The organism is Pedobacter faecalis (assembly GCF_030182585.1).
GTDB lineage: Bacteria > Bacteroidota > Bacteroidia > Sphingobacteriales > Sphingobacteriaceae > Pedobacter > Pedobacter faecalis.
This window is the reverse complement of record NZ_JARXOW010000001.1, coordinates 1,483,401-1,500,889: the sequence shown is the minus strand read 5'-3', so window position 1 is coordinate 1,500,889 and position 17,489 is coordinate 1,483,401. Positions and strand designations below refer to the sequence as shown.

13 protein-coding genes are annotated in these 17,489 nt (G+C 45.6%); 7 read left to right on the top strand and 6 right to left on the bottom strand.

Features of this window, described 5'->3' with window-relative positions:
• Positions 1-96 precede the first annotated feature (96 nt).
• Positions 97-1,998, top strand: a complete 1,902-nt coding sequence (locus QEP07_RS06635; protein WP_285009168.1) for an amidophosphoribosyltransferase — start codon at positions 97-99, stop codon at positions 1,996-1,998.
• Positions 1,999-2,033: 35 nt separating this feature from the next.
• Here the strand turns inward: QEP07_RS06635 and QEP07_RS06630 are convergent, their stop codons facing one another.
• Positions 2,034-2,654, bottom strand: a complete 621-nt coding sequence (locus tag QEP07_RS06630) for a LysE family translocator (RefSeq protein ID WP_285009167.1) — start codon at positions 2,652-2,654, stop codon at positions 2,034-2,036.
• Positions 2,655-2,774: 120 nt separating this feature from the next.
• On the opposite strand from QEP07_RS06630, the gene QEP07_RS06625 reads away from it, so the two are divergent.
• From QEP07_RS06625 to QEP07_RS06605, 5 genes are read left to right on the top strand one after another with little or no spacing between them, the layout of a single operon-like run.
• Positions 2,775-4,211, top strand: a complete 1,437-nt coding sequence (locus QEP07_RS06625) for an MFS transporter (protein WP_256004282.1) — start codon at positions 2,775-2,777, stop codon at positions 4,209-4,211.
• Between the two features lie 60 nt (positions 4,212-4,271).
• Positions 4,272-4,727 carry a deoxycytidylate deaminase gene (locus QEP07_RS06620; RefSeq protein ID WP_285009166.1) on the top strand — a complete coding sequence of 152 codons (456 nt, stop codon included), beginning with the start codon at positions 4,272-4,274 and terminating at the stop codon, positions 4,725-4,727.
• Positions 4,728-4,735: 8 nt separating this feature from the next.
• Positions 4,736-6,265, top strand: a complete 1,530-nt coding sequence (gene guaA / locus QEP07_RS06615) for a glutamine-hydrolyzing GMP synthase (RefSeq protein WP_285009165.1) — start codon at positions 4,736-4,738, stop codon at positions 6,263-6,265.
• Positions 6,266-6,284: 19 nt separating this feature from the next.
• Positions 6,285-7,454 carry an ABC transporter substrate-binding protein gene (locus QEP07_RS06610; RefSeq protein ID WP_285009164.1) on the top strand — a complete coding sequence of 390 codons (1,170 nt, stop codon included), beginning with the start codon at positions 6,285-6,287 and terminating at the stop codon, positions 7,452-7,454.
• Positions 7,451-8,620, top strand: coding sequence for an RsmB/NOP family class I SAM-dependent RNA methyltransferase (locus QEP07_RS06605; RefSeq protein ID WP_285009163.1), 1,170 nt, complete (start codon positions 7,451-7,453; stop codon positions 8,618-8,620). Before QEP07_RS06610 ends, QEP07_RS06605 begins: the two co-directional genes overlap by 4 nt.
• Here the strand turns inward: QEP07_RS06605 and QEP07_RS06600 are convergent, their stop codons facing one another.
• From QEP07_RS06600 to QEP07_RS06590, 3 genes are all read right to left on the bottom strand, one after another.
• On the bottom strand, positions 8,621-9,190 hold the full coding sequence (locus tag QEP07_RS06600) for a MarC family protein (RefSeq protein ID WP_256004287.1): 570 nt from the start codon (positions 9,188-9,190) through the stop codon (positions 8,621-8,623).
• A gap of 109 nt (positions 9,191-9,299) precedes the next feature.
• Positions 9,300-10,814: an amino acid permease gene (locus QEP07_RS06595; RefSeq protein WP_285009162.1), complete on the bottom strand. Its 1,515-nt coding sequence runs from the start codon at positions 10,812-10,814 to the stop codon at positions 9,300-9,302.
• 111 nt (positions 10,815-10,925) lie between these two features.
• Positions 10,926-13,217, bottom strand: coding sequence for a sodium-translocating pyrophosphatase (locus tag QEP07_RS06590; protein ID WP_285009161.1), 2,292 nt, complete (start codon positions 13,215-13,217; stop codon positions 10,926-10,928).
• Between the two features lie 291 nt (positions 13,218-13,508).
• On the opposite strand from QEP07_RS06590, the gene QEP07_RS06585 reads away from it, so the two are divergent.
• Positions 13,509-14,924: an APC family permease gene (locus tag QEP07_RS06585; protein WP_285009160.1), complete on the top strand. Its 1,416-nt coding sequence runs from the start codon at positions 13,509-13,511 to the stop codon at positions 14,922-14,924.
• On the opposite strand, the gene QEP07_RS06580 is transcribed toward QEP07_RS06585, so the two are convergent.
• A complete protein-coding gene (locus QEP07_RS06580) occupies positions 14,917-15,705 on the bottom strand; it encodes a hypothetical protein (RefSeq protein ID WP_285009159.1) in 789 nt (262 codons plus the stop codon). The genes QEP07_RS06585 and QEP07_RS06580 overlap by 8 nt on opposite strands.
• 223 nt (positions 15,706-15,928) lie before the next feature.
• Complete coding sequence (locus tag QEP07_RS06575; RefSeq protein WP_285009158.1) at positions 15,929-17,473, bottom strand: serine/threonine protein kinase; 1,545 nt, start codon at positions 17,471-17,473, stop codon at positions 15,929-15,931.
• Positions 17,474-17,489: the final 16 nt, after the last annotated feature.

Here is a 17,489-nt window from a genome sequence, read left to right as displayed (position 1 = left end):
ATGATCTTCATGTGAATATCATACTTCGTGACGTTCAATTTCCTTCTAGGTTTTTATTATTATTAGCGGTAAATTTGCGGCTCAATAAACCACCGAATGAGTGATTCAATAAAACATGAATGCGGAATTGCTTTTATCCGCCTTTTAAAACCGCTCTCATACTACCAGCAAAAATACGGAACAGCGCTTTATGGCTTAAACAAGCTATATCTGCTCATGGAGAAGCAACACAATCGCGGGCAGGATGGTGCCGGTATTGCTACCATTAAGCTAGATATGAAGCCAGGTAGCCGCTATATCAGCCGTTACCGGTCTATGGCGCAAAATGCCGTAGCCGATATTTTTGGGTACGTTCAAAACAAGTTTGTGCCTATTCAAAATGAGGCACCGGAGTTGATGGCTGACGCGGAGTGGCTAAAAGCTAACGTAAGTTTTGTTGGAGAAGTTTTATTAGGTCACCTGCGGTATGGTACGCATGGTAAAAACAGTATAGAGAATTGTCATCCCTTTCTTCGCCAGAACAACTGGATGACCAGAAATCTTGTCATTGCCGGTAACTTCAACATGACCAATGTGGATGAACTGCTGGAGCAACTATACGAATTGGGTCAGCATCCAAAGGAAAAGGCCGATACGGTCACTGTATTAGAAAAGATCGGTCACTTTCTCGACGATGAAAATCAAGAGCTTTTTGATTCTTACAAGAAGGAAGGCTTGACTAACGTTGAAATAACACAAAAGATTTCAGAGCATCTGGACATCGCAAACATATTACGCCGTTCGGCGAAGAACTGGGATGGCGGCTACGCCATAAGTGGTATAGTAGGAAACGGCGATGCCTTTGTATTACGTGACCCTTCCGGCATCAGACCGGCGTTCTATTACCACGACGACGAGATTGTTATCGCGGCATCTGAACGCCCGGCAATCCAGACCGCCTTCAATATTCCGTTTAAATCCGTCAAAGAAATACAACCAGGCCATGCGCTTATCGTTAAAAAGAGCGGTAAAGTAACACAGGAGGTTTTCAGGGAACCTCAGGAAAAGCGCGCCTGTTCATTTGAGCGGATATATTTTTCAAGAGGCAGCGACGCAGAGATTTACCGGGAAAGAAAGCATCTGGGTGCGCTTTTGTGTGGGCAGATTCTGGATGCAGTGCAAAGCGATCTGAAAAATACGGTATTTTCTTTCATCCCTAATACTGCTGAGGTTTCATTTTACGGTATGGTAGAGGGGCTCTATGCCCATATCCGTCAGATTCAAAAAGAGGCTTTGCTGCATCGTAAGGATAAGCTTACAGACGCAGAACTCGATGAATTGCTGTCCATGACTCCCCGCGTCGAAAAACTGGCCATAAAGGATGTGAAATTGAGGACATTTATTACTCAGGATGCAGATCGGCAGGACATGGTCGCCCATGTTTATGATACGACTTACGGTGTAATTAAGAATCACACAGACACGTTGGTTGCGATAGACGACTCTATTGTTCGCGGTACCACCTTAAAGCAAAGCATCATCAAAATTATCGACCGCTTGCATCCAAAGAAGATCATTATCGTTTCCTCGGCTCCTCAAATCCGCTATCCGGATTGTTATGGGATTGACATGTCGAAAATGGGACAGTTTGTTGCTTTCGAAGCAGCAATACAATTGTTAAATGAACGGGGACTAAGCCATATCATTGAGGATGTTTATCAAAAATGTAAAGCCTCCCTGCTTCTTCCAAAAGAAGAAATTATCAACCACGTTAAAGAGATCTATGAGCCCTTTACTCAGGAAGAGATTTCTGCCCAAATCACTAAAATCATCACCCCTGACAATATAGACGCTGAAGTTCAGGTTATCTACCAGACTCTTGAAAATCTGCATGTGGCTTGTCCGGCACACTCCGGCGACTGGTATTTTTCAGGGAATTATCCCACTCCAGGCGGAAATAAAGTGGTAAATAAAGCTTTTGTCAACTGGAAAGAAGGAAATAACCAGCGGGCGTATTAAGACACGGTCAATGGGTAAGGAAGCGAGGTGTTTTCTTACCCCCTGATTACTACCTGGAAGAAAAGGCGTAAAGCAAAGATAAGAATAACGCTCCCGGCTATACGGTTCAAAAGCTGAATGGTATGAGGTTCGATCTTATGTCTTAGTCGCGCAGCATAATATGTTTTCACGCAGTCAACCAGCAATTGTGTAGCCATCGCAACAGCAAAAAAGAGTATTTTTTCGTTGAAGTCGTAATGGAGTTGCATCGATATTATTCCGCCCACCATAATCCAGAACATCAGTGTGGTAGGGGATAAAAGACACATGAAAAAGCCCTTTAGCAAGTAGCCACGTTTTTTAATCCTTGTCACTTCGCTTAAGCTGTAATTAACCTCCACCTTTTTGATCAGATAATATAATCCTATCGCAAACAGGAAAAGACCGCCAATGATCGATACATATTGATTATAAGCAGCATTATAGTCAACAAACTGGGTACTGAAAATGGTCAGAGAGATAAAGATAATATCGCTCAAAACCACACCTACTGCAAGCGAGAAACCGGCTTTAAAACCCTTTTCAATACTCGTTTTGATCATAGAGAAGAATACGGGGCCAGTTAAAAACGAAAATAATATTCCAGCGCCTACTCCATGTAATATTGCCTCAAACATTCAGCTTCTTTATAATTAATGTGCTAATATGCGATTTATAACTCGTCTGTCGTGTGATTATTACACTTTATGTTCTGGTTTTTTTTACTAAGTTTAGCCTTTTAAATAACCAATCTAAACATGAGTGCAGAAAATTTACAAACAAAGTGGGGCCAGTTTATTCCTTTGGTCACGGTTTTCTTTTTTTGGGGCTTCGTTGCAGCTAGTAACGATATCCTGATACCCGTATTTCAGAAAGCTTTTGATCTAACCCAAAGTCAAAGCCAATGGGTTTCCCTGGCCTTTTATATCGCTTATACAGTGGGTTCATTAATCTATGCGGGAATATCTATACTTATTAAAAAAGATATCGTTAACACCATCGGTTACAAAAACTCATTAGCCCTCGGGCTGGTAATTTCTGCAGTAGGAACACTCCTGTTTTATCCGGCCGCGAATACGGGTTCATTCCCTTTGATGCTCTCAGGACTGTTTATCGTGGCCCTCGGCTTTTCGCTTCAGCAGACCGTTGCTAACCCATTGGCTATTGCGCTGGGTCCTATCTCTACCGGTTCTCAACGTCTGACGCTTGCCGGCGGTATCAACAACTTTGGTACTACGATAGGTCCGCTAATTGTAAGCTTCGCAATTTTCGGGGCCAGCACAAATGCTACGAGCTCAATCAGTATCGAAAGCGTAAAAGTACCTTACCTTATACTGGGCGCTGCCTTTATAGCGGTTGCTATCTTCTTAAAATTGTCACCGCTTCCCGATCGCCCGCCACTTGTAGAAAGCACCATCGAAGACGCATCGTCAATCAAAGGATCTGCGCTTAAATACCCACAGTTGGTACTCGGGATGATCGCAATCTTTGTATACGTGGGCGTTGAAGTATCTACCGCTAGTAATCTTCCTGCTTATATGGAGCGGGAACTTGGTTTCGAGATAAGTGACATTGCACCGTATATTTCACTCTATTGGGCCAGTATGATGATTGGTAGATGGACAGGTGCAGTAGAGGCGTTTACCGACAAAGTCAATATACAAAAAGTACTTCGTTTCGTAGCTCCATATCTGGCATTTTGCATCTTCCTTGGAGTCAATGCCATCGCAAATCATGATCTGGCACCCTTTTATATCTACGCTGCGATAATCCTTATACTGATCATTGCCGATACAGCCAGTAAAGGAAGTCCTGCAAGGATGCTCTTAATATTCTCATTTGTAGGGATCGCGGCGCTGCTAATAGGTATGTTTACCACCGGTATGGTCAGCGTCTACGCAATCACGAGTGTCGGTTTATTTTGCAGTACCCTTTGGCCGTGTATATTTACGCTGGCGGTAAGCGGCTTAGGTAAGCACACCAGCCAGGGAAGCAGCTTCCTGATCATGATGATCATGGGTGGAGGTATCGTGAGTTATATACAAGGGTACGTATCCGAGTTTACAGGGCTGCAGTACAGCTATATAGTGGGTATACTCTGTTTCGCATACCTGGCGTTTTATGCATGGAAAGTCAGTGGTATCCTGCGTAGCCAGGGTATCAGTTTTGACAAGAAGGTTTCAGGCGGACATTAATTTTTAATCATATATATTAGCCCTGGAATTTTACCGTTCCGGGGCTTTTTTAATTATAGAATGACAGAAAAACCCAGTTTCAATCATATTTTTATGAACCTGGCCTCCGAGCTGGCCTTACGTTCACATTGCGTTCGTGCCCACGTGGGTGCCGTACTAGCAAAAGATACCAGGATCATATCAATCGGTTATAACGGACCTCCTGCCGGTACGCACAATTGCGATGAAGAGTGGCCTCAAACAGGCTGTGCGCGTGATTCCAGAGGCAGTTGCTCGCTGGCCCTTCATGCCGAAGAGAATGCCATTTTGTATGCGGTTAAAAACGGTTCAAAAATATCAGGGTCAACTCTATACACCACACTGTCGCCCTGCATCGCCTGTGCCAGGTTAATTTTATCCTCCGGGATAAAAACCGTGTTTTATCGGGATTCCTATGCAGAATATAAAGGGCTCCCAAGCGATGAAGGCGTGGATTTTTTAGAGCGGTTCGGCGTCGAGGTCATTAAATTTTCTTAACTTTGGCCATGCTAGAAAAAATCATCATTCTCGATTTTGGTTCCCAATATACACAGTTAATAGCCAGGAGAGTACGCGAGTTAAATGTTTATTGCGAAATTCATCCATTCAACAATGTTCCAGAGATAGGTGCCGATGTTAAAGGTGTCATCCTGTCCGGTAGCCCATATTCGGTAAGACAGGAAGATGCACCTCAGATCAGTCTGGAAATGTTCCATAAAAAGTTTCCGGTATTGGCCGTTTGTTACGGTGCGCAATACATCGCTCAGCATTCCGGAGGCGAGGTTCAGCCTTCATCAACCAGGGAATATGGTCGTGCACATTTAAACTATATTGCATCAGAAAACAAACTCTTCAAGAATATCCCTGCAGAGTCGCAGGTTTGGATGTCTCACGGCGACACCATCACCAAGGTGCCTGATAACTTTGAGCTGATCGCCAGCACAAGCAGTGTAAGAGTTGCAGCATACCAGGTCAAAGATTCCGATACCTATGCCATACAGTTCCACCCTGAAGTTACACATAGTACAGATGGAAGGCAGCTTCTGCAAAATTTCCTTGTCGACATCTGCGGATGTAAGCAGGAGTGGACAGCAGATGCATTCGTGGAAACAACCATTGCATCACTTCGTCAGAAACTGGGCGATGATAAGGTAGTGCTCGCATTGTCTGGAGGGGTAGACTCCAGTGTGGCGGCTATCCTGTTGCACAAAGCGATCGGTAAAAACCTGCATTGTATTTTCGTCGACAACGGTTTGCTCCGTAAGGGCGAATATGAAGCGGTTTTAGAACAATACAAGCATCTTGGATTGAACATTAAAGGTGTCGACGCTAAAGAGCGTTTCTTGGGGCAGCTTGCCGGCGTTAAAGATCCCGAATTAAAGCGCAAGGCTATCGGCCGGGTATTCATCGAGGTATTTGATGACGAGGCTCACCTTGTTAAAGACGTGATTTGGCTGGCGCAGGGAACCATCTATCCGGATGTAATTGAGTCGGTCTCTGTTAAAGGTCCATCTGCAACGATCAAGTCGCATCACAACGTGGGTGGCTTACCTGATTTCATGAAACTCAAGGTGGTAGAACCCCTAAATACACTCTTCAAAGACGAAGTCAGAAGGGTAGGACGTTCGTTAGGATTGGAAGACTTTATCATTGGACGTCATCCTTTCCCTGGTCCGGGCCTGGCCATTAGAATATTGGGCGAAGTAACAGCTGAGAAAGTAGCCATTCTGCAAGAGGCTGACGCCATTTACATCAATAATCTGAAAGAAGCCGGACTATATGACAACGTTTGGCAGGCGGGGGCCATCTTCCTGCCGGTTCAATCCGTGGGTGTGATGGGCGACGAGCGCACTTACGAAAATGTCATTTGCCTGCGTGCCGTCGAGTCTGTAGATGGCATGACGGCCGACTGGTGCCATCTTCCTTATAACGTACTCGCAAAGATCTCTAATGAGATTATTAATAAGGTAAAGGGAATCAATCGCGTAGTGTATGACATCAGTTCAAAGCCACCTGCTACTATTGAGTGGGAATAGATATCAGTTTCTTGTTTTATTGTGCCTATTAATATCTGCGTGTTCACCGAAAGTTCAGCAGGCAGAAAATAAACCGGCACAGGTTGGCGCGCAAAAAAAGGTAATTGAAGCTAAACCAGTAGAGAAGTTTACGCAGGCAAAGATCGCCTTGCTGGTACCTTTCAGGCTTGAATCTGTGAATCTTCGTACGGCTACCAAAGCAGATGTCGATAGATCTGCCATGGCTATCGACTTTTACCAGGGATTCAAACTTGGGGTCGACTCAGCAGCCTCGTCTGGGCTTAATTTCACGCTGAATGTACATGACACGGGCGACAGTCAGGCCCAGCTTGAACGCTTGATCACCACGGGTCAGTTAAGGTCTGCGAATCTGATCGTCGGACCGGTGTTTCCCGATGGGCTTAGGCATCTAAAGAACTACAGCGTAGACAGGGGCATTCCTATCGTCAATCCGCTGGCGGCAACGCACCCGGCAGAGTTCAACAACCCTAACCTGATTTCCATTGTGAACAACATAGATCAGCACGCAGCCAAAATCGTCAATTATATCGTTAAGCGGTATGATCCGGCAAATACGGTTGTGGTATTGATTAGCCGGAAGGATCCTGACGACGAGATTATGGCTACGCCGCTTAGGATGCTTTTCCTATCAAAAGGTAGTAAGTTTTCTTTTCAGGAGTACGCTTCGGTATTCACCATGGAAACCAAGCTCATCAAGCAAAAAAAATATGTCGTTATTGTCAGTTCTTCAGCACGCGACTTCGTCGCTCCAACAATCGACAAGCTTGTAAAAATGAAAAATGTCGGGCTCAACGTCGACTTGTATGGGCATCCCGATTGGGTTAAACAGAACTATACTGTCGATAAGCTCCAGCTCCTGCGCACGGCTGTTACTTCATCTTACCGGGTCAACTACACCGATCCGAGGGTTAACCAGTTTGTGAAGAAGTATCGTGCCCTTTACCAGTTTGAGCCAGATGAATTCGCTTTTAAAGGTTTTGACATCGGGTTCTATTTTGGGAAGATGCTGTCTAAATACGGCACCGACTATGCAAAACATTTGTCTGCGGAAAAATATACCGGACTGCACAACCGGTTCGTATTTGACCTTGATGAAGCACTCGGATATATGAATACAAGCCTGATGCTTTTACGGTATCAGAACTACCAGTTAAGCGAGCTTGAATGAAAATCCACCACCAGTTACGGGCATTTCAGCAGATTTTAGAACGCTACCAGGGCGACATCCCTTTGCATCGCTTTCTCTTCGGTTATTACAAGCAAAATAAGCAAATGGGCTCTTCCGACAGACGTTGGGCCACACGCTATATTTACAGCTATTTTAGATTGGGTAATGCCTTGGCCACACGAAGTCAAAATCTAAGGCTGGCTGTCGCCGATTTTCTGTGCAATGACACACCCAGTCTGATCGTTGAAAGCGAGCTGCCTTTTTACGTCGACCAAATGAAGTCTGCTCTCCATGATAAGTTCAATCTGCTCACTGAAACCTTCCCGGATTTCAATCTGCAAGACGTCTTCCGTTTTCAGGAACACTTAAGTGCCGGTGTGGATCGAGCGGCTTTTGCGGCGTCGCATTTTATACAGCCTGATCTTTTCATACGCGTTAAACGTAGCTACATGCCACAGGTGCTCAACGAACTATTAGCACACGAGGTGCCCTTCCGGGAGCTATCTGAAACGACAGTGGCGTTGCCAAATGGTACCAAGCTAGAGCAGATATTGACGGATCAGGCGCTCTTCGAGGTGCAGGATTTATCTTCTCAGGAAACGGGCAAATATTTCGAACCTGGCAAGTGGGAATACTGGTGGGACTGCTGTGCGGCATCGGGGGGCAAATCGCTTCTTCTGCACGATTCAGAACCTACCGTTCAATTACTGGTAAGCGACCTGCGTTCCAGTAGTCTTGACAACCTGGAAGAACGCTTTCGCGCCGCAGGTATCAAAACGTATCAGAAAAAGGTACTTGATCTCCTGCAAAATAACGAGCAGGTTCTGCATCATTACGAATTTGACGGGATCATCCTGGATGCGCCGTGTTCAGGCTCCGGAACATGGGGGCGTACACCCGAAATGCTCCATTACTTCGATGCCAATAAGATCGAGGCATTTGCAGCGCTGCAAAGGGCGATCGCGACCAACGTTTGTAAATACCTCAAAGCGGGCGCCCCGTTGATTTATATCACGTGTTCTGCATTCATGCAGGAAAATGAAACTTCAGTAAAGTGGCTCACTGAAAACCTTCCGCTTTCCCTTGAAAAGGCAGAAGTCATTAAAGGCTATGACCACAAAGCCGATACCATGTTTGTTGCCCGACTGATCAAAACCGAGGCATAGTTACAGGCCGGTGTTATTCCTGAACAGTTTGATCGCTATGGCAAGCAGTATGATGCCAAAGGCCTTTCTGAGTACGTTCAAACCAGATTTTCCAAGCAGCCGCTCAATACGGTTTGTATTCTTAAGAACAAAATACACAAAAAGCATATTTACTACAATTCCGACAATGATGTTTTGAGTCGCATACTCTGTCTTAAGTGAAAGCAGGGTAGTCATGGTTCCTGCCCCGGCAATTAAAGGGAAGGCCAGAGGAACAATAGATACTGTTTCAGGTGCGTCGCCTTCCTTGAAGATGGTAAGACCTAATACCATTTCCATCGCAATAAAGAAGATGACAAATGAACCGGCAATCGCAAATGAAGCCACGTCAAGCCCAATCACTTTAAGTAACGATTCGCCCGCAAACAAGAAGATGATCATTAATATCGTTGCCACTATGGCCGCCTTCTCAGACTGTATATGCCCCGCTTTTTTCCTAAGTTCAATAACCACAGGGATGGAGCCCAATATATCAATGATAGCAAAGAGGATCATTGAAGTAGATAATATCTGACTAAAACTAAAATTCATATGTCGGCATATAGTGAGTAAATATAACCATTTAGGATATTGTATTGCAGATAAAAAAAGCCGCTTTTCAAATTGAAAAACGGCTTTAATTTTTTCGCCCTTATCCCGATTAATCCAGTTTCGGCGCAGGTGGGTCTTTAGGTATTACCGTTTTACCTGTATTATTTAGCACAGAGTGCTTGCGGCTGTAACCAAAATAAATCACAAAGCCCAGAGCAAGCCATCCGAAAAGTCTTAACCAGTTGGTCCACCCAAGGCCAAATATCATTGCACCACACACCAGAACGCCTAGTATAGGAATTACGGGTACCCATGGCGTCTTAAACTGGCGTGGCAAATCAGGATCAGTTTTCCTTAAAATGATCACCGCTACGCATACCAGCATAAACGCAAACAAGGTACCAATGCTCGTCATATCGCCAACTACATCGCCTGGTACAAAAGCAGCGAAAAGCCCCACCAGGATCAATATAAAGAGGTTTGCTTTGTACGGGGTTTTATATTTACTGTGAAGGTCGCTGAATATCTTTGGCAGCAAACCATCACGGCTCATTGAATAAAATACCCGGCTCTGCCCGAGGAGCATAACAAGGATAACTGAAGAAAACCCGGCAAGTATCGCTACTGTTACCAGTTGCGCAAGCCAGCCGTAACCGGTCATGTATTCGCTTATCGCCGCTACTACGGATGCTTCACCACCTTTTGTTCTAAAGAACTCGACTGGTGCGATCCCTGTAAGGACATGAGCAAACAGGATATAAAGCAATGTACATACAGCAAGAGAGCCCAAGATACCTATCGGCATAGCAGTCTTTGGATTCTTTGTCTCCTGAGCAGCAGTACTCACCGCGTCAAAACCGATAAAGGCGAAGAACACTGTTCCTGCCGCTCCAAGAATACCCATGATGCCGCCAAAAGAGTGACTGATACCGGCACTGTCAACGTACTCACCAGCAGGCGGGATATAAGGCGTATGATTTGCCGCATTCACAAAACCCCAGCCTAAAACGATGATCAATATCACGATGCTCACCTTGGTAATCACGATCAGCCCGTTTACGAAGGCAGATTCAGATGTTCCTTTAATCAGCAGGAAGCTCAGCAATGTCACGATAAATAGCGCCGGGAGGTTCATAATACCCGATGTGCCGTCAAGGGAGGTCTGCAACGGCGAATGGCACCATTCATAAGGTATGGGTGCAACGTGCAATACCTCTACCAGCAGTTTATTTAAGTATTCGCTCCAGGCAATACCTACAGTAGCTGCCCCAACAGCGTACTCAAGCACAAGGTCCCAGCCAATTACCCAAGCCATAATCTCGCCCATGGTGGCGTAGGTGTAGGTATAGGCACTTCCCGAAATTGGGATAGATGAAGACAGTTCCGCATAGCATAAGCCGGCAAGCGCGCAGCCTATTGCAGCGATCACAAAACCAATCGTAACTGAAGGACCCGCGTTTTGTGCCGCAGCGGCCGCGGTGCGTACAAATAAGCCGGCACCAATAATCGCCCCAATACCCAAGGCCACCAAAGCACCCGCACTTAAGGTACGTTTCAAACCCTTGCTCGTCTCGTCTGCTTCCGCAAGCAGCAGATGCATGGGTTTTTTCTTAAATAAACTCATATTTTAGGTTTGTCTAGTTTGTTAATGAATAAAGTTTCAAACGTAAATAAAATCTGTTTAAAAATAAAGGGGATTTTGTCTCAAAACCCCCTTTGTTTTCTTAAACTATCGCTATTGAGCGTCCGTTTCGTCCGGCAACGAAGCTTGTACAGCTCTTTCTAACGAATCCATTTGTTTTTCTAGCTGTTTTTGCATCGAATGCATGCTTTTTTCAAGTTGCATCACTGGAGCTTGCATAGATAGCCGCTCACTCGCAGATACAGCAATATAAGGTGCAATAACCAGGGAGACAATCGACATAAGTTTGATCAGGATATTCATTGAAGGTCCAGAAGTATCTTTAAAAGGATCACCAACAGTGTCGCCCGTTACGGAAGCTTTATGTGGTTCAGATTTTTTGAAGTGCATCTCCCCATTAATTTCAACACCCTTTTCGAACGATTTTTTTGCGTTATCCCATGCACCGCCAGCATTGCTCTGGAAAATCCCCATCAATACGCCCGATACGGTAACTCCGGCTAAAAGTCCGCCCAGAATTTCTGCCGAACTTACTTCCGGGAATACACCTTTGAAACCGAATCCCACGATAATCGGAACCAGGATCGCGATAGCGCCCGGCAGCATCATCTCACGGATAGAAGCATTAGTCGATATGGCGACGCATTTTTCATATTCCGGTTTAGCTTTGTACTCCATAATACCGGGGATATCACGAAACTGTCTGCGAACCTCCCTAACCATATCCATAGCGGCTTTACCCACGGCTGCAATGCATAATGCGGAGAATATAAACGGTATCATAGCGCCGACAAACAAGCCCGCCAGCACCGGTGCTTTATAAATATCGATGGCCGATATCCCCGCAACACCGACAAAAGCGGCAAACAATGCCAGGGATGTAAGTGCTGCCGAGGCGATTGCAAAGCCCTTTCCTGTTGCAGCAGTGGTATTGCCAACCGCATCCAGATTATCGGTGCGCTCGCGCACCTCAGGAGGAAGTTGGCTCATCTCTGCAATTCCGCCTGCGTTATCGGCAATCGGTCCGAACGCATCAATCGCCAACTGCATAGCCGTAGTGGCCATCATACCAGCGGCTGCAATAGCCACTCCGTAAAGTCCGGCAAAAGCATAGGAAAGAATTATTCCCCCCGCAAGCACCAGGATAGGGGCCACGGTAGATTTCATACCCACAGACAAGCCTCCGATAATATTCGTAGCATGCCCCGTGCCCGACTGCTGAATGATAGAATTCACAGGTCCTTTACCCATCGCGGTGTAATATTCCGTGATAATACTCATCAGCGTGCCTACAACCAAACCGACGATAATGGAATAAAACACATCCAGACTTGAAAAATCCACACCGCGTAAGTGAAGCTGTTCAGGTAACATCCCTTTCACAACAAAAAACGAAGCAATAGCCGTAATGACTATAGAACCCCAGTTGCCCAGGTTCAATGCATTCTGAACATTGGAATCCTCACCCTTGATGCGGACGAACCATGTACCTATGATCGAAAAGATAATGCCGAGCCCGCAGATAACCATTGGCAATAAAACGGGCGACATGCCATTGTAATCGTCAGTTACCTGAATTTCCTGTCCCAAAACCATCGTCGCCAGTATAGTTGCCACATAAGATCCGAAGAGATCGGCACCCATACCTGCCACGTCACCTACGTTATCACCCACATTGTCAGCAATGGTCGCAGGGTTTCTCACATCGTCTTCCGGGATACCAGCTTCCACCTTACCCACCAGATCGGCACCCACATCAGCGGCTTTGGTGTATATACCACCACCCACACGGGCAAACAAGGCTATCGACTCTGCGCCAAGTGAAAAGCCGGTCAGCACCTCAATAGCGGTCTTCATTTGCGTGCTGTTTGCTTCAACAACATCGAAAATGTTCAGGAATACAATAAACAGACCTCCCAAACCAAAAATAGCCAGTCCTGCTACACCAAGTCCCATTACAGCACCGCCGGTAAACGATACCTTCAAGGCCTGCTTTAAACTTGTACGGGCAGCTTGCGTGGTTCGTACATTCGCTTTGGTCGCAGCCTTCATGCCGATGTAGCCAGCCGTAGCTGAAAAAACAGCACCGATAATAAAGGCAATGGAAATAATCCAGCTAGAGTGGAGTTCTACTCCGTTTATCTCATGCACTGTGCCCGAATAGGCCAGGAGAGCAGCCGTAACAAGTACAAAAATGCTCAGGACACGCCATTCCGCTTTCAGAAAAGCCATTGCGCCGTCGGCGATGTAGCCGGCCAGTTCCTGCATGTTTTTGTCGCCCGCATCCTGCTTGTTTACCCAGGCACTTTTAACCGCCATCACCACAATACCCGCAAGCCCCAGTGCAGGGATGAGATAAATTAAATTCTGTTGTAAAAACTCCATAAATGTTCTCGTTTAAATTTCTGATAGGTCTTTAGATATTTGGTTGTTTTAGCCCTACCCTCTATTCAAAAGAAAATCAATCGAATACGGGGTGATGGGCTATTGCAAAAATAGCGGTGTTTGCGTAATTACCAAATTTTTGAGGCTCCGACCGCAAATATTTATTTCGGCGGTCCAATCCGTCCGATTTATGCTAAAAATGATTCACATACAGTCGCATTGAACTTAACTGACTTTTAAATATATTAGCCCAGAAAATATTCAATAAAGGTAGTTTTAGCAAACAAACATATGGAAGCACAGTCGCACGACGGCACGTTTAAAAGAGAACTTGGGTTACTCGACGGAACCATGCTTGTAGTCGGATCCATGATAGGGTCGGGCATCTTTATTGTCAGTGCGGATATCGCACGCAATGTAGGTTCGGCGGGCTGGCTGATACTCGTATGGGTTCTCACAGCGGTTATTACCATGATCGCCGCAGTCAGTTATGGTGAGCTAAGTGCAATGTTTCCAAAAGCCGGTGGACAATACATCTACCTAAAAGAAGCTTACAACAAACTCATAGCCTTCTTGTATGGTTGGAGTCTCTTCGCTGTCATACAAACCGGAACCATTGCAGCGGTCGGCGTCGCATTTTCAAAGTTTGCCGCATACCTCTACGAACCTTTCAGCGATGAAAATATTCTCTGGACAGCAGGCTCCTTCCAGCTCAATGCCGCCCAGATCGTATCTATCATCACTATTGTGCTGCTTACTTATCTGAACAGCAGGGGAGTTAAAAACAGTAAGATGCTGCAGACTATCCTCACCATCATTAAGATATTATCACTATTTGGTCTCATTGTTTTTGGATTCAGCCTGGCAGCAAGTTCCGAAGTATGGAATGCCAACTGGGCCGACGCCTGGCAGCCACGTGCTTTCGACACCAGCTCCCTGAGTTGGGCAGATGTGAGCGGTACCCTCCTTGTGTCAGGTATTGCTGCAGCTATGGTAGGTTCCCTTTTTTCCAGCGACGCCTGGAACGGAGTTACTTTTATTGCCGGAGAAATCAAAAATCCCCAGCGCAACGTCGGATTAAGCCTCTTTCTTGGAACTTTTATCGTCAGTGTGATTTATATCCTGGCCAACCTGATGTATATCTCCGTTCTTCCCCTGAACGAAATAGCCACAGCAAAATCTGACCGGGTTGCAGTAGTGGCCGCTCAGTCAATTTTCGGGCCTGCAGGAACCGTCATTATTGCCCTCATGATTATGATATCCACCTTTGCGTGCAACAACGGACTTATTATGGCAGGGGCTAGGGTATATTACACTATGGCCAAAGACGGGTTGTTTTTCAAACAGGCAGCACGTCTAAATTCAGCAGATGTACCCGGACGCGCATTGTGGGTACAAAGTGTTTGGGCCTCCGTACTATGTCTCACCGGGAAATACGGCGCATTGCTCGATTTTGTGGTGATTATCGTGCTCGTCTTTTATATTCTGACTATATACGGCATTTTTATCTTAAGGCGGAAAATGCCAGAGGCCGAGCGGCCCTATAAAGCGTTTGGCTATCCCTTTCTTCCTGCCTTCTATATCATCACCGCATCCGCACTATGCATTGCCTTGCTGATATTTAAGACAAGCACATGCGGATGGGGTGTTGTGATTATGTTAATCGGAATTCCGGTCTATTATTTAACCGGCCGCAAGACTAGTTAAATTCTGAAATATCTACGACACGGTCCTTACCGGGCTTAAAGAAATACACGCTGGTATTGCCTTGCTGCTGCCAGGTGTAATTTTGCTGCACAGTTCTGATGATGTTGTCAGCCTCTTCAGGCCTGTAAGGAACGTTTAAAGTTTCATTAGCTACATAATTCACCTGGTATAGCGAGTTAGGCGTTAAAAAAACCAGTGTAGTCCGGTCAGGAGAGTGTGTAAGGAATTCACCTTGTATGCGCTCTTCCGGATTTTGTCTTTTAAGCACATATACTTTCGCATTTACATTGGCTACAAAGAAGTCATTGTTCACCACGTAACCATTGCGGCCAATCTGGTTAATTCCCTTTGTAACATCTTTGTCGCGCTTGCCGTTTGAAGCCCTGTAAAGGCTGGCCACGTCAAGCTTGCCGTCGTTAAAGGCAACGATAAAAAAGGGTGCAGTAAGTCCCGAGTTATCCGCCACCTGCACCAGCATCGCCGTTTTTTGTGTATTGATAAACTCTGCAAAGCCAAATTTTTCAGCAACAGCTCCAGTATCTGATTCGCCCATCTGGATTTTAACAAGCGTATCCCTAAACTTAACCGTATACACTGGTTTGCCGTCCGACCCGGCATCTTCCCCCTTATAAGGATATATTTTCAGAACACTATCAGGAGCGCTGCTGTTAAATTTCTCATTTACTGTCAGCGGCCGGGCCACATAAGTAGCGCTGGTGTCACTTTTACCACAGCTATATAAAATAGCCGATAAACCGATCAGGTACAATACTCTCTTCATCAGAATAACTGTTTTAATGGTGTTTTAATTGGTTAGTTTTTCTGTAAAAATAGAATTTGCCCCGAATTGTGCCTAAGAAAATCTGAAATAAAAGAGAAACAGGGATAAGCTAAAAGCTATCCCTGTTATTAAAGATGGTTGACCCACCACAGATCAACCTAAACCAAACAAACCGAATATATAACGTGAGGCACTATAAAAAGTTTTAAAAAAACTAAAAAAATTATGGAACCTCTTTCAGGTCGGCTTTATTAAGCCAGCCTTTTGTAACCTCGCCATCATTATTCGTGTGGGTTACATAAATAAAACCATTCTGTTCATCTACTACGCTAAACTTATTCATGGTCCATAAACCGAACACCCCGCGCTTAGACGCATCCGTTTGAGGGGCATCGTAAAAGAACAGGGTGCCTTTGGGCAGCTGATAACGAACACCTTCACTAACCAGTACAATGTCTTTGTTTTTTGACGTGTTTTCTTTTGGAATTGCAGACTGCTGCTCCGTTGGCTGCTCGGCACCCATTTGCGCCTCATAGATTTGTTTAAGACTGTCTACATCCGTGCTGCCCTGTAGCGCTGCCGTATCTGTAATGATAGGCTTAATGGTATTTACCGTGTCTTCCGGTATCGTTTCCGCGACAAGCGATGTCGTATCTGGCGTATTGCTCAGGCTATCTGTATAGTATGCAAGCTGCCGCTGATTAATATCGTTCAGATAGATAGAATAAGCCGCAAATAACGTCAGCGCAACCAGCGCTAATACCATCACGTAGAATATTGGCTTGGAAACCCTTACCGCGTCTGGCGAGGCCTCCTCAGGTTCGGGTAAAGCCAGGCTAGGGGTCTCCATAGGTGGGGCGACAAGTTCTCTGTGATGAATCAGCGCATTTTGAAGCGCTATGCCGTCTGCATACCTTTTTTCAGGAAGTTTTTCCAGGCACTTCCTGATCAGATTAAGAAGCCAGGCCGGCACGTTCATCTCCTCAGCTTTTGTTTCGGCCGACCAGCCCTCGGGGATGTTCTGACGCCGAAGGTCTAGCAAGTCGGGCACTGGCTTTTCCATATGGGAAAGCATCACCGCATTCCGGTGTGTCTCACTGTTGTTGATCTGTGGGAAGGGTACTGAGCCTGCAAGCAGTTCATACAGAATTACACCATAACTATACACATCCGTCTGAAAGAACATTTCTCCATCATGCTGTTCGGGCGCCATAAATTCAACCGCACCGGCATAGCGTATACTACTCCGCCGCTGCTCGTCCGACATGATCGACAAGCCAAAGTCAAATAAAATATAGTTGCCTGTTGCCGTGTTAAACTTCACGTTATTGCTCTTGATATCGCCATGTTTAACACCCACTTTATGGCAATGTGCTAAAGCGCTGGCTAGGTGCTCGGCCACCTTAATCGTTTCCCTTATTGTAAATACCGGCTCATGAGGAGGTTTCAGTAGATCACCAAGATCTGGACCCTCTATATAGTCCATTTCTATGAACGGGAAGGAGCCACTTTCGGTGAGCCCGTAATTCATGATCTTAACTACGTTCGGGTTCGGAACCTCATTTACCTTCTTTAGCTTTTCCACCTCATTTTTAAACGTGCGGTAGTTCCTGTCCGACATGTCCTCCGAGAGGATCGGCGTAGGCAATATCTTTACCGCAGTAATGATTTCGCCCAACCGCTTACCCTTATACACAGAACCTTGTCCGCCCGTACGCAGCGCACCCAGGTTTTCAAGCCCCTCTGCTATGGTAAATACTTTGCTCATAGTTTGAATATTATTT

Coding starts and splice junctions, on each gene's coding strand:
- QEP07_RS06635 (WP_285009168.1), top strand. CDS start 97: ATGAGTGATTCAATAAAACATGAATGCGGAATTGCTTTTATCCGCCTT.
- QEP07_RS06630 (WP_285009167.1), bottom strand. CDS start 2,654: ATGTTTGAGGCAATATTACATGGAGTAGGCGCTGGAATATTATTTTCG.
- QEP07_RS06625 (WP_256004282.1), top strand. CDS start 2,775: ATGAGTGCAGAAAATTTACAAACAAAGTGGGGCCAGTTTATTCCTTTG.
- QEP07_RS06620 (WP_285009166.1), top strand. CDS start 4,272: ATGACAGAAAAACCCAGTTTCAATCATATTTTTATGAACCTGGCCTCC.
- guaA (WP_285009165.1), top strand. CDS start 4,736: ATGCTAGAAAAAATCATCATTCTCGATTTTGGTTCCCAATATACACAG.
- QEP07_RS06605 (WP_285009163.1), top strand. CDS start 7,451: ATGAAAATCCACCACCAGTTACGGGCATTTCAGCAGATTTTAGAACGC.
- QEP07_RS06600 (WP_256004287.1), bottom strand. CDS start 9,190: ATGAATTTTAGTTTTAGTCAGATATTATCTACTTCAATGATCCTCTTT.
- QEP07_RS06595 (WP_285009162.1), bottom strand. CDS start 10,814: ATGAGTTTATTTAAGAAAAAACCCATGCATCTGCTGCTTGCGGAAGCA.
- QEP07_RS06590 (WP_285009161.1), bottom strand. CDS start 13,217: ATGGAGTTTTTACAACAGAATTTAATTTATCTCATCCCTGCACTGGGG.
- QEP07_RS06585 (WP_285009160.1), top strand. CDS start 13,509: ATGGAAGCACAGTCGCACGACGGCACGTTTAAAAGAGAACTTGGGTTA.
- QEP07_RS06580 (WP_285009159.1), bottom strand. CDS start 15,705: ATGAAGAGAGTATTGTACCTGATCGGTTTATCGGCTATTTTATATAGC.
- QEP07_RS06575 (WP_285009158.1), bottom strand. CDS start 17,473: ATGAGCAAAGTATTTACCATAGCAGAGGGGCTTGAAAACCTGGGTGCG.